Consider the following 21,557-nt stretch of genomic DNA (forward strand, 5'->3'; position numbering starts at 1 on the left):
TTGCATCCTAATGTTTACATCCCAGACGCGTTTCTGGAAAAAATCCAAACGATCCTTCCTGCTCACCTCAACATGGAAGACTTTATCGCGTCTTGCCAAAAGCCACTGCGCAAAAGTATTCGAGTTAATACGTTGAAGATCAGCGTTGAAGCGTTTTTAGAACGAGCAGAAACAAAAGGCTGGAAGCTTTCTCCTGTGCCTTGGTGTGACTCGGGGTTTTGGATTGAAGCGGACGAGTCAGTTGTACCATTAGGCAACACAGCAGAACACATGTCTGGCTTATTCTACATTCAAGAAGCCAGTTCGATGATGCCGGTATCTGCTCTGTTTATGAATGATGAATCTTACGATGCCGTGTTAGATACCGCAGCCGCTCCCGGCTCAAAAACCACTCAAATTGCAGCTCTAATGAACAACAAAGGTGTACTTGTGGCCAATGAATACGCCGCAAGTCGTGTAAAAGTACTGCACGCTAATGTGGAACGTTGTGGGGTACGTAACGCCGCACTAAGTAACTTCGATGGGCGCGTTTTTGGCGGTTGGCTACCAGAACAATTTGATGCGGTTTTGCTCGACGCGCCTTGCTCTGGAGAAGGCACCGTTCGCAAAGACGAAGATGCGATGAAAAACTGGACGCAAGCTTCCGTACTCGACATCGCTGACACGCAGAAAGATCTTATTGAAAGCGCCTTCCATGCATTAAAGCCCGGTGGTGTGATGGTTTACTCAACATGTACGCTCAGTACAGAAGAAAACCAACAAGTTTGTCATCACTTGAAAGAAACCTTTGGGGATGCTGTAGAGTTTGAAAGCCTTGAGAACTTGTTTGAAAACGCAGAGGCAGCTCTAACTGAAGAAGGCTTTTTGCATATTTTCCCGCAGGTCTACGACTGTGAAGGGTTCTTTGTTGCAAGAATTCGCAAACTGGCTGCTGTTGAGGCGCCAGAAGTCAAAAAGCGCATGGGGAAATTCCCCTTTGCTAAAACTTCAAAAAAAGAATCGACAGAAATTGCTCAACAACTCCAAAGCGCGTTAGGTATTAAACTTCCAAATGACAGTTCTGTATGGCTTCGCGATAAAGATGTCTGGCTGTTCCCTAATGCTTTAGAAGCGATGATCGGCGAATTACGCTTCTCCCGTATGGGTATAAAGATCGCGGAAGCCCATAAAAATGGCTACCGTTGGCAACACCAAGTCGCGACTGCCCTGGCGACAGGTTCTGAAAGCAACGCCATTGAACTCAGTATTGAAGAAGCGCGCGAATGGTACATGGGGCGTGATGTTCGCCCACAAACCATTCCTGAGGGAATGAAAACAGGTAAAGGCGAAGTACTTGTCACCTATCAAGGCGCAGTTATTGGCCTTGGCAAGTGGGTAAGCAACCGAATAAAGAATGGTCTTCCTCGCGAATTAGTACGAGATAAGAACTTATTTTAAAGAAGTAGCGAATCATAAATAAATGAAAAGCCATCGTATTTGCGATGGCTTTTTAATTCGTAAGTATGAAAGCAACTGGGCTCGCTAGCGATCCGGATACGCTGTACTAAACTAGTTGTATCAAAGTAATGCTTTGATGTGGCATTTCTCTCTATGTTCACCAACAAAATTATTGTTGGACAAGTTTAGCGCAGGCTCTGCGGAGCCGTTTCCCCTAGGCCCAAAAAAAGGAAAAGTTTGGGCCGTTTTTTTGGCTGCAGATCCGCTATACGTGAGTTAGGACTACGCTAGACGAATACCGTCTTTCTCAATGACAATTTTACCCTGCTTGTATAAGCCACCGATGGTCTTTTTATAAGTCCCTTTACTTGTGCGGAAAGCATCAAAAATCGCTTCAGGAGACGACTTGTCATTCAAAGGCAAAAATCCGCCTTTCTTCTCTAGCAGGTCAAGGATCTTACTAGAAAGATCGTCCATTTTCGCCACACCGACTTTTTGTAGAGCAAGGTCGATTTTGCCATCTTCACGAATGTGCTTAATAAAGCCTTTCAGCTTTTTACCGATGTAAAGCTTACCAAAAACATCCGATGGGAAAATCATGCCCCAATGCTTACCGTTAACGATAGCTTTATAACCAAGTTGACTACGCTCTGCGATGATCAAATCAACTTGCTCGTTAACTTCATAATTCGCTGGAGTTTTATCTAACCATTTATTGAACTTAGTCGTACCAACAATGCGACCTGACGCTTTGTCGGTATAAACATACACTAAAATGGTTTGTCCGGCAGAGAAGCGAGTGCGTTGCTCACTAAAAGGAATCAGTAAGTCCTTTTCTTTGATGCCCCAATTTACAAAAGCACCTGTCGCATTCACACCCTCAATCTTCATTAAACCCCACTCACCCACTTGGGCAATTGGTCTTTCAATGGTCGCAGCAAGTTGGCTTTCTGAATCGAAGTACAGAAATACGTCTACATACTCACCAATTTCAGTACCCTCTGGTACATACTTACTAGGTAGTAGAACAGAACCGTAATCATCGCCATCCAGAAATACGCCAAAATCAGCCTTTTTAATGACTTCTAAGCTGTTAATTTGACCAATTTTAATCATTGATTTTGTCTCTTTTTAAATTTACGTGGAATTATACCTAAACTAACAAGAAAATCAGAGAGAAAAGCATAGTGCTCTGTTATGCTGTTGTCGTTCAGCTATATGCCCCAGTCACTCTTTTAGCACTCTTATACTTACCTGCTCAACGGAACGCATAAGTTAAGAATGCTTTAGCAAAGTCAGGAGCTTTCTTTGGTCACCGTCGATAAACAAGACTCAATAACATTAAAAATCAGTCATGCACTCGCAAAGAGCAAAAGTGTCGACCTAGATATTTACTTTTTTATACCTGGTGAGCTTGGTTTAAACGCCGATATCATCAGTGAATCCGAATTTTATTACACCTCAATCACACAGCAACGATCTTATTACAGTACTGAAATCCTTCTTCCGCTAGTACACAGTCGACTTGCCAAACGTGGACGCCTGTCGAATCAGCAATACCGAGTAAGTTTGAGTTTGTTCGCTTACCAATACGTTATCGCGCTAGACAAAGCGGTAGCAAGTTTAAACAAGCATGAGAACAACTCCGTAACGGAAGATGAAGTGGACGAAGTTATCGAGCTCACGCTTGAGATCTTAAAGCGCTTGCGGCGTTCTATTCCTTATGAAGAGAACTTAAAACGCTACTACGTTAACATCGATAACTATCTGTCTTGGTATACCGAGCAAAAGTTCCTGTCACTGGTGGCCCATCTACCACGTGAAGGCGACTATGGCACGATCAAAAAGCGTCTGATCACGCTATGTGAGAAAGAGCAAGCCCATCGTAAACTCAACAAATACAACTCATCAAGAGTCGTTGAAGACGTTACTCGCCTATCTAACAAAATGCGCTTGCTAAGGCGATTGATTGAACACCCTATCGTGCTTCGTGAAGAAACCATATCGATGGGTAACAACATTAAGCGCGCTATCAAAGGTATTGCAACCGGTTTAGTGATGGTTGTCGTGACCTCGACCGTGATTCTCGCTCGCGATTATCTGGGGGAAATTTCTGCCTCATTCATTATCGCGATGTCTTTTATTTACGCTTTACGAGAAATCTTTAAAGATGATTTACGCGATGCCATGTGGCGATGGATCCGTAAAGGCAAACCAAAATGGCGTAAGAAGTACGTTGATCCAACGACGAAAAAAGTGGTTGGCAAAAAATTGGAGTGGCTCGATTATCGTACCTTAAGTAGCTTGCCGGATAAGATTCAAAGAATACGTAAAAAACGCGTCGTTCAACGTGAAGAGCAGATTCTTCATTATCACGAGAAAACCGAAATGGCGACCTCTCTTTTCTTGAGTGGTTACGAACAAACGAGAGAAACATTGAACATCAGTTTGCGCCCTATCATCCGCTTGATGGATAAAAGCTCAAACCGAGTTTACCGTTTAAATGAAGGTCAAGTAACCAAAGAGTCAGTAGAGAAACGTCATTTGCTCAATGTGGTTGTCAAAGAGGACAACCACACCGATGAGCCTGTTTATTACCGCTGGAAAGTGGTCTTAAATCGCTCCAAAATCGTCTCTATCGAGAAGATTGAACTCAATTAAGCCAACGCCTTTAAACAAACTAGCCACAAACCACTAGGCAGCCTCTTTTCTTTGTTGGGCTGCTTTTTTTATCGAAAGAGTAAGCGAAAATTCAGCCATTGGCTCGTCACCATGTAAGTTAGGACACAGCGCGACAATTTTTACGTCACGATTTACTCGTTCACCCGTTGCCAAGGTGTGCTCGAGCATCTCATCAATGACATTACCATCGTTACAAACAAAGTGCACATCGGCTTCCGGGCGCTTTAAAAACTCGGCTTTCACACCTTTAAATGCCAGCGAGATCGCTTCTCCCTTTTCTTGCGCTTTACTCATAGCAAGAAAACCACCAGCAACATCAGCGCCAACGGCTAAAGCACCGAAATACATGCTATTCAGGTGGTTCTTCGTCCTTCTGCGCAATGGGATACGAACCTCAACATGCTTGCTATCTATCGCAATGATTTTAGGGTGGCAAAGCCAAATCAGCGGCACTTTTGAAAAGCCAAACAGATTTAGATACAAATTCGCACGACGTAGAGCTGATAACATTTTGGTCTCCTTACCAATCTAGTCAGACCAGTTAATCAACGAAAGAAATAGATGTCAAAGAAATGTTAACAAAAGCTCGATCTCACGAGTTATTTAACCTTCAGGAAGTGACGGCGTCACCCGTGAGGTATGAAGTTTATCGCAGTTACTTAGATTACCTTACAGCGAGATAGATAAAATGGTTATAAATTCAAATGTATATATATTGATTTAATGATCAAGTTTTGTCATTTATACATAAGTCATTTAAATGAATACCTACACCTTTGTATACAATTCGGTATTTCCTGGCGAAGATTCCCGTGAAACGGTTTATTCCTGCCTGTAATTCCGTTATCTTTACCCCTTCGCAATAGAGAATAAAGCTATAACATGCCTATAAAAACAGATGAATTGAGAACCCAACCTTTGGGTCCAATGCCTACCCCAGCAGAGCTAGGTAGTGTACATCCTATTACGGATGACGTTGCAGACCGTATCGCTCAATCTCGTCGTCAGATTGAAAACATTTTATCGGGTGAAGACGATCGCCTTCTTGCGATTGTAGGTCCGTGTTCTGTTCACGACACTGAAGCTGCCATTGATTACGCCACTCGCCTGAGTGAAATCCAAGACAAGTACAAAGACGAACTGTTTATCGTGATGCGTACTTACTTTGAAAAGCCTCGTACAGTAGTTGGTTGGAAAGGTTTGATTACGGACCCTAACCTAGATGGTTCTTACGCACTTGAAGCTGGTCTTCATAAAGCTCGTAAACTACTACTGGATATCAACAAGCTTGGTCTTGCGACTGCTACTGAGTTTCTTGATATGATCACTGGCCAATACATCGCGGATTTGATCACTTGGGGCGCGATTGGTGCTCGCACAACGGAATCACAAATTCACCGTGAAATGGCGTCGGCACTATCTTGCCCAGTTGGTTTCAAAAATGGCACAAATGGCAACGTAAAAATTGCAATTGATGCAATTCGCGCATCGAAAGCATCGCATTACTTCTACTCGCCAGATAAGAACGGTCGAATGACGGTTTACCGCACAAGTGGCAACCCTTACGGTCATATTATTCTGCGCGGTGGAGAAAAAGGCCCTAACTTTGATGAAGCATCAGTCAAACAAGCATGTGATGCTTTAGCTGAGTTTGGATTGCCACAACGTTTGGTTGTGGATTTCAGCCATGCAAACTGTCAGAAGCAACACAGAAAACAAATCGACGTAGCTCAAGACATTTGTAACCAAATTAAGTCAGGCAGCACTCGTATTGCGGGTATCATGGCTGAAAGCTTTATTCTTGAAGGCAATCAGCCAATGACTGACATCAATAACCTAACGTATGGTCAGTCTATTACAGATCCATGCCTAGGTTGGGAAGACACTGCTACAATGCTAGATATGCTGGCAAGCGCTGTTAAGTCCCGAAAGTCCCTATAACAAAATAATCAAGGAATCTTCATGCCATCGTTTGATATTGTTTCTGAAATCGATACGGTTGAACTACGTAACGCCGTTGATAACGCTAACCGTGAATTGTCTACTCGTTTCGATTTCCGCAACGTAAATGCGAGCTTTGAGCTAGTAGAAGAAAACGTAAAAATGTCTGCGGAAGGTGACTTCCAACTTAAGCAAATGCGCGACATTTTACGCGGCCACTTAGCGAAGCGTAACATTGACGCGAACGCAATGGATGCACAAGACCCAGACGTTACTGGTAAAAACTGGCACCAAACTCTGCTTTTCCGTCAAGGTATTGATACTCCAACGGCGAAAAAAGTAGTGAAACTTATCAAAGACGCAAAGTTAAAAGTACAAGCTTCTATTCAAGGCGACAAAGTACGTGTTACTGGTAAGAAACGCGACGACCTGCAAGCGACAATGGCAGCGATTCGTGAAGCAGAGATGGGTATCCCATTCCAGTTTAACAACTTCCGTGATTAATCAATCTGAGAAGTAAGTAAAAACGCCAGCGCATAATCCGCTGGCGTTTTTTATTGGCTTTTGTGTAACGAACTACGTATCCACTTTTAGCATTTGGCATTGCTAGATAACCAAGTCCTGCCCTTGCAGCAATACGAATTCGCTCGTTCCTTGTGGTATGAACACGCAAATTCGAAGCTTTTCAGCTTTAGCCTTGGCCAGCATATCCGAAAGCTCAGCAGCGCTCGAGAAAGCTTCTCTTTCTGCATCTCTGCGTATTAGTTCTAACACATTCGCTTCACATCGAGTTGAGTACAGAGCCAGCTCCGCTTGTTGCATATAGCGTACGGCTTTTATTGGCAACATCTCAACATCTTTCCCAACATGTATCCAAGTACAACTTCCCTTTTCATCTAAAGGTGTTGCCATGGTCGCTTGGTAAATTGCTTCTAACTCACGATTATCTCGCGCGTTTTCCACCTCGGGATTCGAGAAAAATTGCTCCCAAAACTTGCGGCGTAAATCGACGCTAGGCAGTGCCTCTTTAATTGAGTTTCGCTTTGAGTTAGCAAAATCCGCCATCAACCCCATGTTTTGTGGCAGTATCGATTCAAGCTTTTCACGGATGTTTCGAATTAAAACTGGCGAAGCTCCACCACTAGAGATAGCGATTTGGATGCGGCCACGATTAATCATTGACGGCGTGATGAAATCACAATAAGGCTTATCATCCACAACGTTAACCAAGATGCCTAGCTCTTTGGCATCTTTGTACACTTGGTGATTTAGCTCAGGATTGTCTGTCGTCGCCCACACTTGAACAAAGTTTTTAGTGACAATGTCACTCGAATAGAAACGTTGTACCCAGCGCAGTTGATGCTCAGAAGCAAGCTTAGACAGAAAATCAACCAACGTCGGAGAAACGATAGTCACATCCGCCCCAGCCTTTAGCAACGCTTCCACCTTTCGGCTTGCCACCTCACCGCCACCCACGACGAGAACGGGTTTATTAATTAAATCTAAGAACAGAGGAAAATATCGCATTTCAATCCATGATTACTCTAATTAGCTGTTGTAGACCATGCTACCAAAAATGGGGCAAGCTCATCACCCTGTTTCGGTATCACAAATAATTTTTGTTTGAATTTTTACTGAACTTCACCTTGCTCAGCTAATGACAGTTTTAATAACAACTTTTTATTCTTTTGTATTGTTCACTCTTCTATTGATTGTTCTGATGCACCAAATTGTCCATGAATTGCACTATTTACAAACAATTAACATTTCGTCATTCTAAATCTCAAGGCACTTTGTAAGTTCTCTCAAAACTTCATTTAAATTATATATTTGAGAATTAACAGATCCTTTCCTACGCTTATAACTGGTTGATCTATCGAATGCCGTTTCTTCGAAAATCAATCACGTAGGACGATAACTCTAACGAATTGGACACGTTATTTCAGGTCACTCCTGATTAAACATGGATCATACAGGAAGGATACAAATGGCAAATAAACTCACAGTTCTTGCTTCCGTCGTAGCGGCTTCTACTGCGATGATGGCAACATCAGCTCAAGCAGCAGACACTACTCTGGACAAAGTCACAAAACAAGGTTTTCTTACTTGTGGCGTAAGTACCGGTCTACCTGGTTTCTCTAACCCTAACTCAAAAGGCGAATGGGAAGGTATCGACGTAGAATATTGCCAAGCACTGGCTGCAGCCGTTCTTGGGGATAAAACGAAAGTTAAATATGTACCCCTAACCGCAAAAGAACGTTTCACTGCGCTTCAATCTGGTGAGATTGATGTGCTTTCCCGTAACACGACCTGGACTCTCCACCGTGACACTGCACTGGGCCTAAACTTCGTAGGTGTGAACTACTACGACGGTCAAGGTTTTATGGTGAAGAAGGAACTTGGTATATCAAGTGCTAAAGAGCTTGATGGTGCGTCGGTATGTGTTCAATCAGGTACAACAACCGAGCTAAACCTTGCAGATTATTTCCGCAACCAAGGCATGGCGTACAAACCTGTGGTATTCGACACAGCGGCGCAAACTTCGAAAGGTTTTGATGCGGGACGCTGTGACGTATTAACAACTGACCAATCTGGCCTTTATGCACTGCGTTTGAATTTGAAAGATCCGTCCTCTGCGGCCGTTCTTCCAGAAATCATCTCTAAAGAGCCACTAGGTCCAGTCGTTCGTCAAGGCGATGATCAATGGTTTAACATCGCTAAGTGGACATTGTCTGCGATGATTAACGCTGAAGAATACGGTATTAGTTCGAAGAATGCGGATGAAATGCTGAAGTCAACAGATCCAAACATCAAACGTATCCTTGGTGTTGATGGCCCTAAAGGCAAAGGGTTGGGTATCCGCGACGATTGGGGCTACCAGGTTATCAAACAAGTTGGTAACTATGGTGAAAGCTTCGAACGTACAGTCGGTACTGGTTCGCCGTTAGAAATCTCTCGTGGCGTTAATGCGCTATGGAATGCAGGCGGCTTTATGTACGCGCCACCAATCCGATAGAAAGAGTTAATCAGGGCGGTTCATGCCGCCCTTTTTCTTGATTATATCTCACTGTATGAGTAAGGATCGCTCATTGGATGGCGAAAAGCGCTCGCTTGGTGGAACGGCTTTAAAGGTTCGTACGTCACCAGACATGGAGCGTTATTCTTTAGCCAGCAAGGACGAAACTTCTTTATACAGGCCGATATCTATAACTAAGGTTTGAGGTTATCGCTGTATGAAACCGACACAAGATGCATCGCCAAGTACGATGTCCAAACCAAGCGGAAGCAAGAGCCTGATTTATAATCCTGCCTTTCGTTCTGCTATTTTCCAGATCATTGCCATTGCTGCACTGGTATTTTTCTTTTACACGATTGTAAACAACGCTCTCAATAACTTAGATGCTCGTGGTATTGCAACGGGCTTCGGTTTTCTGAATCAAGAAGCCGGGTTTGGTATTGGGTTAACACTAATTGAATACGATGAAACGTACTCTTACGGTAGAACATTTATCATCGGCCTTCTTAATACGGCGTTAGTCTCCGTATTAGGTATTATTCTGGCTACTGTGATTGGCTTTACCATGGGGGTTGCCCGCCTTTCTTCTAACTGGTTAGTTAGTCGTTTAGCGGCAGTTTATATCGAAACTTTCCGAAATATCCCCCTTCTTCTGCAAATATTCTTCTGGTATTTCGCTGTTCTTCAAGCATTACCCTCACCACGCCAAAGCTTAAGTCTTGGTGAAGCTATTTTCCTGAACGTTCGTGGCTTATATTTCCCTGCACCGACTATGGAACCCGGCAGTAGCTACGTTATTGCCGCGTTAATCTTCGGGGTAATCGCAAGCTTATTAATTAATGTATGGGCGAATAATAAGCAACGTCTCACTGGGCAACAAACCCCAATGGGAAGAATAGTTTTGGGTTTAGTTGTTGGCCTTCCATTGGTTGTGTACTTCCTTGCTGGTATGCCAATTTCACTGAATTATCCTGAACTAAAAGGGTTTAACTTCCGAGGTGGTATTAGCATTATTCCTGAATTGGCTGCGCTACTTTTGGCATTGAGTGTTTATACAGCTTCTTTCATTGCTGAGATTGTTCGCTCTGGTATTAATGCGGTTAGTCATGGTCAAACCGAAGCAGCGATGTCGCTAGGCTTACCACGCTCGAAAACTTTAAAGCTTGTTGTCATTCCTCAAGCGTTACGAATTATTATTCCACCTTTAACCAGTCAATATCTCAACCTCACCAAAAACTCATCGTTAGCGATGGCGATTGGTTACCCAGATCTTGTCTCTGTGTTTGCTGGTACTACCCTGAACCAAACGGGACAAGCGATTGAGATCATTGCGATGACGATGGGCGTGTACTTGACATTAAGTCTGATTACGTCTGCATTAATGAACTTGTATAACCGTAAAGTCGCGCTGGTGGAGAGATAATATGAGTACTCATCAATTTCAACCGGATCTCCCGCCACCCGCCAATACTGTAGGCTTCGTTGGTTGGATGCGGAAAAATCTATTTAATGGCCCTATCAATTCCATTGTTACTGTCATTCTTGCGTATATTGTCGTAACTGCAATATGGTATATCGTGGATTGGGCGTTTATTAACGCAGACTGGATTGGCTCAACGCGCGACGACTGTAGCCGAGATGGTGCTTGCTGGGTATTTATCAGCGTGCGCTGGGAGCAGTTCATGTATGGTTTTTATCCAGAGTCCGAACTATGGCGCCCTCGCCTGTTCTATATCACATTAGCCATATTTACTGTTTTACTCGCGTATGAGAAGACACCGAAACGGATGTGGATTTGGCTTTTCTTCGTAAACATCTACCCATTCATCATCGCTGGACTTTTATACGGTGGTGTCTTTGGACTAGAAGTGGTAGATACACACAAGTGGGGTGGACTACTCGTTACGCTCATTATTGCGCTAGTTGGTATCGTAGTTTCATTGCCAATTGGTGTGGTGCTTGCGCTTGGTAGACGTTCAGAGATGCCGATCATTCGCAGCATTTGTACCGTCTACATTGAAGTTTGGCGTGGCGTTCCTCTGATTACGGTTTTATTCATGGCTTCGGTTATGCTTCCATTGTTTATGTCTGAAGGCTCAGAGACAGATAAACTGATTCGCGCCCTTATAGGTGTGGTTATGTTTGCCTCCGCTTACATGGCAGAAGTGGTACGCGGTGGTCTACAAGCCATTCCGAAAGGTCAATATGAAGCCGCTGATGCGCTTGGGTTAAGTTACTGGAAAAAGACTGGGCTGATTATCTTGCCACAGGCGCTAAAGATTACTATTCCTTCTATCGTGAACACCTTCATCGGTTTGTTTAAAGACACCAGTTTGGTACTCATCATTGGCATGTTTGACGTACTCGGTATAGGACAAGCAGCAAATACCGACCCTGAATGGTTAGGTTTTGCTACAGAAAGTTATGTATTTGTCGCGTTAGTGTTTTGGGTATTTTGTTTTGGCATGTCGCGCTATTCGATATGGCTTGAAAACAAACTTCATACCGGTCACAAACGATAACTCATCAAGATCAAGGACGTATTATGACGCAACAACAAGACTACATGATCCAATTGAAGGACATGAATAAATGGTATGGTGAGTTTCACGTACTAAAAAATATTAACCTCGACGTTAAGCGCGGCGAGAAAATCGTTATCTGTGGTCCATCAGGGTCGGGAAAATCAACGATGATTCGCTGTATTAACCGTCTTGAAGAGCACCAAACAGGCAGCATTTACGTCTCTGGTACGGAATTAACTGAAGACTTAAAGAACATTGAAGCAGTACGCCGAGAAGTGGGCATGTGCTTTCAACACTTTAATCTCTTCCCTCATTTAACCGTACTGGAAAACTGTACGCTCGCGCCTATCTGGGTGAAGAAGATGCCAAAAGATGAGGCAGAAGCAGTTGCGATGAAATATCTGGAACGTGTAAAAATTCCAGACCAAGCGGAGAAGTATCCCGGTCAGTTGTCTGGTGGTCAGCAACAACGCGTGGCGATTGCTCGCTCTTTGTGTATGAACCCTAAAGTCATGCTTTTTGATGAGCCAACATCTGCACTCGACCCGGAAATGGTTCGCGAAGTACTGGATGTAATGGTCGAACTCGCCGAGGAAGGCATGACTATGCTTTGTGTGACACATGAAATGGGCTTTGCTAAAGAGGTTGCCGATCGCGTGATATTCATGGACGCAGGAGAGATCATCGAAGAAAACAACCCGGTCGATTTCTTTGAGAATCCTCAATCGGATAGGACCCAAAACTTCCTAGCGCAAATCTTACACCACTAAGATTTAGCCGAATCGACATAAAAAAGCACTGGTTTCTATGAAGCCAGTGCTTTTGTTACTAAATTCAAAAATCTGTGTGAGAATCAACATAGCTATGCTAGGCAGTAATATTGTGTTACAAGTTGCCAAATACATAACATCTTATTTCCATTATCATTTTATCTAGGATATGCATGAAAAGGGCTTGATTTTTTGAACTTTCAGCCCCATAAATGTACCAATAGTAAACTCCCTTATTGAGGATAATTATGAACAGTCCAATGTTTACTCGTTCAACAAGTGTTCCTAATACACTAGAAACTAACAAAGTACTGAAAAACACTTACTTCCTACTGTCGATGACACTGATGACCAGTGCTATCGCAGCAGTCGCGACTATGGCAATGCAAATTTCACCAATCATGGCAATTGTGATGCAGGTTGCAGCGATTGGTATTTTGTTCTTTGTTATGCCAAAGGCAATCAACTCATCATCTGGTATCGTTTGGACATTCGTTTTCACGACTCTAATGGGTGGTGCTTTAGGTCCAATGCTTAACTACTACGCATCAATTCCAAACGGTCCTACTATCATTGCTCAAGCTCTAGGTTTGACTGGTATGGTGTTCCTTGGCCTATCGGCTTACACCATTTCAAGCAAGAAAGATTTCTCTTTCATGCGCAACTTCCTGATGGCAGGTTTGATCATTGTGATCGTTGCAGCGCTGATTAACATCTTCGTTGGTTCAACAATGGCTCACCTAGTAATCAGCAGTGTTTCTGCACTCGTGTTCTCTGGTTTCATCCTATTCGATACAAGTCGTATCGTTCGTGGTGAAGAGACAAACTACATCAGTGCAACAATTTCGATGTACCTAAACATCCTTAACTTGTTCACTAGTCTGCTAAGCATTCTAGGCATCATGAACGACGATTAATCGTTTCTCGTTAAGTAGAATAAAAAAGCCCGAAGGTAATTCCTTCGGGCTTTTTCTTTGTGTGCAATCCAGTGTATTACGCCTGCTCTACTGACAACTCTATAACTTCGTCAGCTTCTGGATTTTCTCTAAAGCGTCTCACTTTGATCGTTTCCTCTCCTAACATGATTTGCTTGGCGATTCGGTGCATACCGTCAAAAACACGATAGTCACTGGTTAAGATTACCGGATACGACAAATCAGCATTGTTGATTCGTTGGCAATGTTTTGCAATTTCACGGCAGGTTGGCTGTGGCCCTTCATGACTAAACCAAGTCACTTCATTTGGGCCTTTGATATCATCAATCGAAATTTCTTCTACAGGTAAGGATTCTGCAAGTTGCCAAATACGCTCGATGGACCAAGTGGATTTTACATTGTCATTAATCTCAATGTAACGTTGTTTCGACATGACTAACTCCTTGTCATCATTGTTGTTTCTAACCTGAATACAGGCTTTCATTAATCCAATGAGAATATCGGTCTATGAAAACAAACACAACGTTTAAGCTATTAATTCTCAAACAATCGCTATATCGCTTGTATGAGCGCTTTATAATCACCTCTCTCAGTTTGTAAACTGATTTCAAGGTATAACTTGTCTTAATTCAAACCGCGACTTCGCAATCGCTCATCGACTGATGACAAGAAGCAAAATACTCCAAACGCAACCCACCAATAACCGAACATCTTGAGCGCGGGCAACCAGACTACTGATTTACCAGCTACGCTAAAAAATATGTAGGCCGACATCATCGGTGTCACTAACATGACTCCCCAAGTCAAAAAAAGTAACGGCCCATAGATGTACTGCAACCAAGCATACTTCGGTTTTATAGGATTATGTTTTACAAATCCCGTCAGACATAGAAAAGAGAAAATGCTAAAGCATGCTTGCAGTACCGCCCATCCAATGGAAACGAAAAGATTCGACCACTCCATACACTCCTGAATTGCTCCGTGTTGTTGTTAAGCATGGGTGAACATAACGATTTTTTTCAATTTATTCTTTTGATTTAAAACTAGTTTATATTCGTTGTGATCGACTTATCTAAAACAATAAATATAACTGACAAATCAATCACACCAAGCGAATTGCATAACAATGCAAAACCACCGATATCAACCCCGAAAATTTTCTAACAACACGAATAAAAAAACAAACTTATGCTTAAAATATAATTTAAGAGTATTCAGTTATAGGCCACTACTTTGTACGCTTTTGATTCGCTCGATACGACTTCGAGATTCTTTTGTTGAGAACATTCTCGGCTGTCGCTAATCTATAAACATCCATGTTTACTTAACGGATAAAACGTTATGTTCGTTTACAACGGCAAAGAAATTGAAACGGATGCTCAAGGCTACTTATTGGATCATACTCAATGGGAAGAAGGTATGATTGAGCTTTTAGCAAAAGAAGAAGACATCGAGCTTACGGATGCTCATTTGGAAGTTGTGCATTTTGTGCGAGACTTTTATGAAGAGTTTAATACCTCCCCTGCAGTGCGTATGCTTGTGAAAGCGATGGAAAAAGCGCACGGCCCGGAAAAAGGTAACAGTAAGTATCTATTCAAGCTGTTTAAAAAGGGGCCAGCCAAACAAGCAACCAAATTAGCCGGCCTACCAAAGCCAGCTAAATGCTTGTAGATTCATAAAATTTTAAAACCGCGTAACGGCTTATACGACGCAGGCTCCTGCATCACATGCTCTACTGTTGCCGTTCGCGGTCCTTCTTGTAACCATTCCGAAAACGCAACTATTTGCGCGTCTGTTCCACACGCCATCACTTCAACATCACCATTGTTTAGGTTCTTCGCATAACCTGTTAACCCTAGCTTCAATCCTTGATGGGAAGTATGGTAACGAAAGCCCACGCCTTGAACATGACCTTTTACTATAAATCTCTCACACTTTACGTTCATCTTTGTACCGCTTCTTTTTACTGAGTGATATATTCTTTTCGTCTATTCACCCCAGTAAGGATAGTGGGTTTTTGCACGGTTATTATAATTATGAAAGAAATTCCATTCCGCTGGATTGATAAGTATCTCATTCACTTAAAGATTCAAGAAAAGTTCTATTTGCTCTTCGTTCTCCCTCTTCTTGCTTTAGTCATTCTCACTCTCGTCCTTAATAGCGCGGCTAATACACTGATCTCAAGTATGTACCAAGAAGAGCTCATGCTTATGAAAGGTCTGATAGAGGCAGGCAACCTTTCTCAATCTCAAGTAGCAAGCCTCATAGCGGGTTCAGAAACCGTTTCTATTGGCTCTGGTTCGCAATCCGTGTCTGTTTTAAATGGTGCGTACAGTTTGGTTGCGAATCATGAACTTTCTTTATGGACTGCCCTATCAACGACTCAAGTGAGCATCATCTGTGTGAGCTTGTTTATTCTCGCTCTTGGCGTTTACTACATCATGACGTTTATTGGCGGCGCGATGTTCACGATGAACAAAGCATTAAACACCCTTGCGGGTGGCGACTTAACTGCGAGAATGAACTTCTTCCCTGTTCGCGACGAGTTTAGTGAAATTGCTATTACGATAGACAAAGTTGCAGAACGAGAGCAACAAATGGTGCTGTCGATTCAAGAGTCTGTGGCGTTAATGCAACAAATTAGCTCAGACCTGAATCAATCGATTCATCACAGTTCAGATATTTCAGCGACTCAGCAGGAACACCTCAACTCTCTTGCGAGTGCAACTGAACAGATGGCATCAACGATTCGAGAAGTCGCGACACTAGCTCACGATTCAAGCACGCAAACCGATGATGCGCGAAACGTGGCTCAGTCTGGACAAGTGAAAGTTGAGAATACGCTTCACTCGATTTCGAACCTTTCTAATGAGATTCAATCTGCGTCTCAAGCCGTTGCCGAGTTAGATGCCAATGCAGCACAAATTGATGAAGTCGTGACAACCATCAATGGGATCTCCGAGCAAACCAACCTACTTGCTCTGAACGCGGCTATTGAAGCTGCACGTGCTGGAGAACAAGGTCGTGGATTTGCGGTCGTTGCGGATGAGGTTCGCGCTCTTGCGGGACGCACTCAGCAAGCGACAGTGGAAATCCAAACGATGATTGAATCGTTACAGCGTAACAGTCAGTCACTTACTAAGCTGATGGAAGTGACAGTTAATAACGCAAATGAGGGACAAAACCTCATGACGGAAGTGAATCACGAAATCGGCTCTTTGGCAGATAAAAATCAAACTATCTCCGACAGTAGCATTCAAATTGCAACAGCAGCTGAAGAGCAAGGTGTAGTCGCGGACAATATCGCCTCAAGCGTTGAAGAAATTCGAGTTCAAGCAGATAACGTGTGCAATATGATAAGCACGACTTCACAAAACGTTGATCAACTGCGTAAGCAAAGCGACACAATGGAAGCACTACTTACTGGACTTAAAGCATAGCAACGGAATCTATTACAGCAAATTCAATAAAAGGGTCACTTTAGTGACCTTTTTTGTATTTAAAAGTCACTACAATGTACTGGATTGCCGAGGGATATTGCTTTTACCATTTACATCCCGGACAATACGCCCCTTTCAAAATTCAACAAGAGCTAATGAAATGACAGCTGCTATCTATTTGGTTAAAGGTCGTGAGAAATCGGTCAAGCGCAAGCACCCTTGGATCTTCTCTCGAGGCATCAACAAAGTTGAGGGCGAACCTGCTCTTGGCGAAACGGTTGATGTATTCACTCACGACGGTAAATGGCTAGCTAAGGCGGCATATTCGCCAGCTTCACAAATTCGTGCTCGTATTTGGAGTTTTGATAAGGAAGAAATCGACACCGCGTTTTTCGTTAAACGACTTAAAGACGCACAACTTCTTCGTGAAGACATTATCAAACGTGATGGCCTTACGGGTTATCGCCTTATCGCAGCAGAGTCTGACGGCTTACCTGGCGTTACGATCGACCGTTACCAAAATTTCTTTGTGTGCCAACTTCTCAGTGCTGGCGCAGAACACAATAAGCAGGCTATTGTTGACGCTCTGGTTGAGTGCTTCCCTGATTGTAATGTGTACGAGCGCTCTGACGTGGCCGTTCGTAAAAAAGAAGGTTTAAAAGAGAGCACGGGCGTTTTGCACGGCGAAGAGCCACCTAAATCGGTCGTCATCGAAGAAAATGGCGTAAAGATTAGTGTAGATATCGTTGGCGGACACAAAACAGGTTTCTACCTAGATCAACGTGATAGTCGCCAGCAAGCGATGAAATATATGAAAGGCAAAGAAGTTCTTAACTGCTTCTCTTACACAGGTGGCTTCGGACTTTACGCTCTAAAAGGTGATGCAAAGCGTGTGATTAACGCTGACGTGTCGCAACCTGCTTTAGATACCGCAAAATTCAACGCAGAGCTAAACGATTTTGATATTTCGAAGAAGCGTGCCGTGTTCCTAAATGCAGACGTGTTTAAGCTGCTTCGTGAGTATCGTGATCAAGGAACTCAGTTCGATGTGGTTATTATGGACCCACCGAAGTTCGCAGAGAGCAAAGCACAACTAAACGGTGCATGTCGTGGTTACAAAGACATCAACATGCTAGCAATGCAAATTCTAAAACCGGGCGGCACTCTACTGACCTACTCGTGCTCTGGCTTGATGGATCAAGTTCTGTTCCAGAAAATCATCGCTGATGCAGCCGTAGACGCTAACCGCCAAGTAAAGTTTGTGGAGCGTTTTGAGCAAGCCGCTGACCACCCAACCGATACAGCATATCCAGAAGGCTTCTACTTAAAAGGTTTTGCATGTAAAGTGCTTTAGGCTACGAATAAGTAAGACAAAGCAGAAGAAAAGGGCCTACTGGCCCTTTTCATTATGGCTCTAAGTTAACCTTAGTTAGTGCGGATAACACATCTCTCTCAAAGTCCGCATTTCCCACGATTAAATCACTAAACTCTGTCGCCCCGTTTTCTATTACGATAGTTTGAATTGAGTTTCCATCGTTATGGGTTATTTCTAGAGATAAGTCATCGCCATCAATGTTCAAGTCAATACTATTAAGAAGTTCTTCTATCGTATTGTGCCCTGCATCTTCAACGACTTCACTCAGATCTAAGGTGTCCAAATCTCTCTCAAAACCTCTAATTAGATCTGTTCCTGTATCCAAGGAGTCGTTGACCCATTTAAAGACATCTGCCTCGTTATCATTACCGATCAAGATGTCATGACTTACGTCTACTTCAGCTTCAATAATATTTGCAGAGCCATTACTTGAAGCATTTACTCCTCCGTTTTCATCAATAACGAATTGCAGGGTATTCTCACTTTGATTGCCATCGTTATCCGTCAATACATAATCGAAGTCTAACGTTTCAACTGTATCACCCACTGCACCATAAAATGCATACGCACCATCGTTTAGGTCGATTTCCAGAGTATGTTTGCTGTCGATATAGATAGTAAGCTGCATCGTTGTGTCGTCAAATGCATGCGAAATACCATCGTTATTGTCAGTTACTATTAGGTCTGTACCATCAAACGAATAAGTGACACCGTCATGTTCTATTTCGCTAATATAACCACCATCTGCACCAATACCTGTATCTGGAGAAGTGGTATACATCAAGTTCCCCCCAACAGGTTGAATCACTGACTGCAACATAACCGGAGGTAATTGAGTTACGTCAGGAACCACAACACCATCAAGGTCTTGATTCAAAAAGCCATCATATGCTACGCGATCTAATTGCTCCGGCATAAGATTAACGCCCATACCATACGCTAGGGCTGTTATCTGATTATCAGGATCGGTTAGGTGATCAATCCAACTCTGCTCGCGAGCGTCGTTTATAAATGATGACGCAGGGTTTGGCTGACCATCTGACAAGAAGTAACTAACATTCGACGCACTGGTTAACTTACCTACATCATCCCATGACTGTTTTGCTTCATTTAGCGCGTTGTTATAGTTAGTCGCGCCACCCGCAGTTAGCGTCTCAATATACGCTTTGGCCTCCTCGACCGTCAGCCACGTCGCAGCACCTATAGCGTAAGTGGATGCTGTACTGCTATAAGTAATAATTTGAACTCGCGTTTGACCGATAGACTCATATTGATTCAATAACTGAGTTGCCGAATCTTTCATTATCTGCAAGCGATTATCCGTTCGCATAGAACCCGAGACATCCATTATGAGCTGAACGTTGGCACTTTCTTTAGTTTCTGCAACTACATCGTGAATAATAGATGCAGAATCTGGTGAGTCATCTTCCACAATAACGTTGACCGTTGTGGAGTTAGTAAGGCCACGAGCATTCGAGACAAGCACAGGCACCTCAATATTTAAGGTGTCTTCTCCAGATGGGTTGGAGTGATCAATCGGACCAAGAAGCTCCGTAGATACCACTCCAGTATCATTGACTGATATTTTGATAACCTCTTCACCGTTCGCTGAACCGATAAGCATTTGGTCGTTATTTGATAACGTCCACGTTACAGAGATCCCGTTACTAGTAAGAGCTCTAGATGGTTCACTGAGCGTAACAGAATCAACGGTTTGACCCAGCGTCAATTGTTCTACATCAGAACTCGAGTCAGTTGTGTCATCAAAGCCGTTTAGAGCAGAGTCATCAGCAATGGCGTTGCTTAAGCCTTCCTCAGAAACGTTTAGTGTTACACCTTCTACGATTGGTGGGGCGTAAGGGTTGACAGAAAAGTACCCCGTTTTACTGTCGCCATCATTATCAGTAATAGTGTAGTTAAAATCGATATCCCCATCGCCATAAGGTGAGGTCAAAGGCAAGTATTGGAAGAACTCCCATTTTCCAGTGCTAGGTGTAAGTTGAACTTCGAATGCAAGCTCTCCATCAGCCTCTGCAATCAGTCTATTAGAGTTTTGTGGATCGACGTATATCAACACGTCTTTACCATCTAGAGTCTCTAAACCAGCCTCACCTCCATTTAAGACTATAGAACCAGGGCCATCAGCTCCATATACAGCACCGAGGTTCCCATCCGCACTAGCAATTGGCACGCCAGAGTACGCACCTGTAAAGGTTATTGATTTAACGGTAAAGTCACTGTTGTCTTCAGTATCCGGGCCATTGCCATTACTGGTCGCCTCGAGGATGATTTTATCAAAGCCTCCCTGTTGAACATTGAAATTTGCCGCGTAATCACCACTGCTTGCGTCAGAGCTGAACGATTGCTGAGCAATTAATACACCATCTCTATAAAAAGATGCGATTCCTTTCTCAAGTTCACCACCAAACATTTTCTCAAATTCTATTTCTGCTCCGTAAGCAACTTTATTGCCTAAGTCTATGATTAACTGCTCTGATACACCCTCATTACCCGCGAATCGATAATCGACTTCGTTTTCTAATTGGAAGCCGTTGTTACCAGAACTTTTAACGCCAATCCCTTCTGATGATTGATTGATTTCAGCTGTTCCCAGCATCACAGATTCGTCAGACACAAAACCGTTTGCAGTCACAACAACGTCCCCAAATGTTCGACTGGTTGCATCTGCCTCACTTCCTGCAAAATCTATGCGCCCTGTCAGAACGTTAGGTGCACCAGTAAGCGACACATCGACGGGTTGAACAACAACAGGCACGTATGGGCAATCATCTTCAACGGCCACATTTAAGCTTTGAGATGTTGTTGTTTGTCCATCACTTACAGAAATCTGTAAATCAAAGTTGATGATGTCTTCCACATCATTAACAGGATGATCAAGTGGCTCAAACAGAGTAATAGTATAGTCCCAAGAGCCTTGACCTGAAGCTGAAGGCTCGCTCAGCACAACAGTAGCAACAACGCTCAGGTGAGCAGTTTTCGCAGTCAGCGTTTGAGTACTGTTGTCCCACGTCCACGATATAGGCTCCCCTCCTGATGTTAGGTTGTTAGGACCTGCCAATACCACTGAAACATTCGCCGTGTCTGGATCGGCAACTGTGAATGTTCCTGAGAAACTTGCGGAGTTAGTAGTGTCTGAAGGTGATCCTGTATTATCAGGGATACCATTAGCTAAACCTTCTTCCGAAACAACTGCATTCACAACATTTGAAATAGAAGGAGGAGCATCATTATCAATAATCGTTGCCGTACCGGTATCGCTGCCTTGCACTGCACCAATGCCGGTTACTGTCACGCTGAAATCTTCAGGGCCTTCATAAACAGCGTCATCAATGGAAGCGATACGCACATCAAACTCAGTTTGCCCTGCTGGCACGGTCACCACACCATCGTTTGGCACTGTCACCCAACCACTTCC

18 protein-coding genes are annotated in these 21,557 nt (G+C 43.3%); 12 read left to right on the plus strand and 6 right to left on the minus strand.

What is annotated here, in order from left to right; genetic code table 11:
* Positions 1-1,437, plus strand: a complete 1,437-nt coding sequence (rsmF, locus tag R8N28_RS10225) for a 16S rRNA (cytosine(1407)-C(5))-methyltransferase RsmF (protein ID WP_065274546.1) — start codon at positions 1-3, stop codon at positions 1,435-1,437.
* Positions 1,438-1,719: 282 nt separating this feature from the next.
* On the opposite strand, the gene R8N28_RS10230 is transcribed toward rsmF, so the two are convergent.
* Entirely contained in the window at positions 1,720-2,553 is an 834-nt protein-coding gene (locus R8N28_RS10230) for a S1 RNA-binding domain-containing protein (protein WP_054576876.1), read from the minus strand.
* A gap of 192 nt (positions 2,554-2,745) precedes the next feature.
* Between R8N28_RS10230 and R8N28_RS10235 the strand changes: the two genes are divergently transcribed.
* On the plus strand, positions 2,746-4,098 hold the full coding sequence (locus R8N28_RS10235; protein ID WP_065274547.1) for a hypothetical protein: 1,353 nt from the start codon (positions 2,746-2,748) through the stop codon (positions 4,096-4,098).
* 33 nt (positions 4,099-4,131) lie between these two features.
* Here the strand turns inward: R8N28_RS10235 and R8N28_RS10240 are convergent, their stop codons facing one another.
* Positions 4,132-4,629, minus strand: coding sequence for a DUF4442 domain-containing protein (locus R8N28_RS10240; RefSeq protein WP_065274548.1), 498 nt, complete (start codon positions 4,627-4,629; stop codon positions 4,132-4,134).
* A gap of 372 nt (positions 4,630-5,001) precedes the next feature.
* Here R8N28_RS10240 and R8N28_RS10245 point away from each other — a divergent pair, with 372 nt between their 5' ends.
* Together R8N28_RS10245 and R8N28_RS10250 are read left to right on the plus strand one after the other, a co-directional pair.
* Complete coding sequence (locus R8N28_RS10245; protein WP_005390197.1) at positions 5,002-6,060, plus strand: 3-deoxy-7-phosphoheptulonate synthase; 1,059 nt, start codon at positions 5,002-5,004, stop codon at positions 6,058-6,060.
* 21 nt (positions 6,061-6,081) lie between these two features.
* Positions 6,082-6,564, plus strand: coding sequence for a YajQ family cyclic di-GMP-binding protein (locus R8N28_RS10250; RefSeq protein WP_005377415.1), 483 nt, complete (start codon positions 6,082-6,084; stop codon positions 6,562-6,564).
* A gap of 102 nt (positions 6,565-6,666) precedes the next feature.
* On the opposite strand, the gene R8N28_RS10255 is transcribed toward R8N28_RS10250, so the two are convergent.
* On the minus strand, positions 6,667-7,587 hold the full coding sequence (locus R8N28_RS10255; RefSeq protein ID WP_033905330.1) for a bifunctional precorrin-2 dehydrogenase/sirohydrochlorin ferrochelatase: 921 nt from the start codon (positions 7,585-7,587) through the stop codon (positions 6,667-6,669).
* A 460-nt stretch (positions 7,588-8,047) separates the two neighbouring features.
* On the opposite strand from R8N28_RS10255, the gene R8N28_RS10260 reads away from it, so the two are divergent.
* The 5 genes from R8N28_RS10260 (at position 8,048) to R8N28_RS10280 (ending at position 13,288) form a co-directional block, all read left to right on the plus strand.
* Entirely contained in the window at positions 8,048-9,076 is a 1,029-nt protein-coding gene (locus R8N28_RS10260) for an amino acid ABC transporter substrate-binding protein (RefSeq protein WP_005377403.1), read from the plus strand.
* Between the two features lie 217 nt (positions 9,077-9,293).
* Positions 9,294-10,499 (plus strand): amino acid ABC transporter permease, encoded by a 1,206-nt coding sequence (locus R8N28_RS10265; RefSeq protein WP_005377402.1) that lies wholly within the window; start codon positions 9,294-9,296, stop codon positions 10,497-10,499.
* 1 nt (position 10,500) lies between these two features.
* On the plus strand, positions 10,501-11,598 hold the full coding sequence (locus R8N28_RS10270) for an amino acid ABC transporter permease (RefSeq protein WP_005389988.1): 1,098 nt from the start codon (positions 10,501-10,503) through the stop codon (positions 11,596-11,598).
* 23 nt (positions 11,599-11,621) lie between these two features.
* Positions 11,622-12,371 (plus strand): amino acid ABC transporter ATP-binding protein, encoded by a 750-nt coding sequence (locus R8N28_RS10275; protein WP_017634609.1) that lies wholly within the window; start codon positions 11,622-11,624, stop codon positions 12,369-12,371.
* 248 nt (positions 12,372-12,619) lie between these two features.
* A complete protein-coding gene (locus R8N28_RS10280; protein ID WP_017634610.1) occupies positions 12,620-13,288 on the plus strand; it encodes a Bax inhibitor-1/YccA family protein in 669 nt (222 codons plus the stop codon).
* 76 nt (positions 13,289-13,364) lie between these two features.
* On the opposite strand, the gene R8N28_RS10285 is transcribed toward R8N28_RS10280, so the two are convergent.
* Positions 13,365-13,739 carry a chromosome partitioning protein ParB gene (locus R8N28_RS10285; RefSeq protein WP_005377398.1) on the minus strand — a complete coding sequence of 125 codons (375 nt, stop codon included), beginning with the start codon at positions 13,737-13,739 and terminating at the stop codon, positions 13,365-13,367.
* A 908-nt stretch (positions 13,740-14,647) separates the two neighbouring features.
* Between R8N28_RS10285 and R8N28_RS10290 the strand changes: the two genes are divergently transcribed.
* Positions 14,648-14,977: a TusE/DsrC/DsvC family sulfur relay protein gene (locus tag R8N28_RS10290; protein WP_005377396.1), complete on the plus strand. Its 330-nt coding sequence runs from the start codon at positions 14,648-14,650 to the stop codon at positions 14,975-14,977.
* A gap of 2 nt (positions 14,978-14,979) precedes the next feature.
* Here the strand turns inward: R8N28_RS10290 and yccX are convergent, their stop codons facing one another.
* On the minus strand, positions 14,980-15,252 hold the full coding sequence (gene yccX / locus R8N28_RS10295) for an acylphosphatase (protein WP_017634611.1): 273 nt from the start codon (positions 15,250-15,252) through the stop codon (positions 14,980-14,982).
* 90 nt (positions 15,253-15,342) lie between these two features.
* Here yccX and R8N28_RS10300 point away from each other — a divergent pair, with 90 nt between their 5' ends.
* On the plus strand, positions 15,343-16,746 hold the full coding sequence (locus R8N28_RS10300; RefSeq protein ID WP_017821867.1) for a methyl-accepting chemotaxis protein: 1,404 nt from the start codon (positions 15,343-15,345) through the stop codon (positions 16,744-16,746).
* A gap of 160 nt (positions 16,747-16,906) precedes the next feature.
* On the plus strand, positions 16,907-18,100 hold the full coding sequence (locus R8N28_RS10305; protein ID WP_054579311.1) for a class I SAM-dependent methyltransferase: 1,194 nt from the start codon (positions 16,907-16,909) through the stop codon (positions 18,098-18,100).
* A 52-nt stretch (positions 18,101-18,152) separates the two neighbouring features.
* On the opposite strand, the gene R8N28_RS10310 is transcribed toward R8N28_RS10305, so the two are convergent.
* A partial coding sequence (locus tag R8N28_RS10310) for a VWA domain-containing protein (protein ID WP_318183353.1) occupies positions 18,153-21,557 on the minus strand: 3,405 nt, incomplete at its 5' end.

It is taken from the genome of Vibrio sp. Vb1554 (assembly GCF_033344235.1).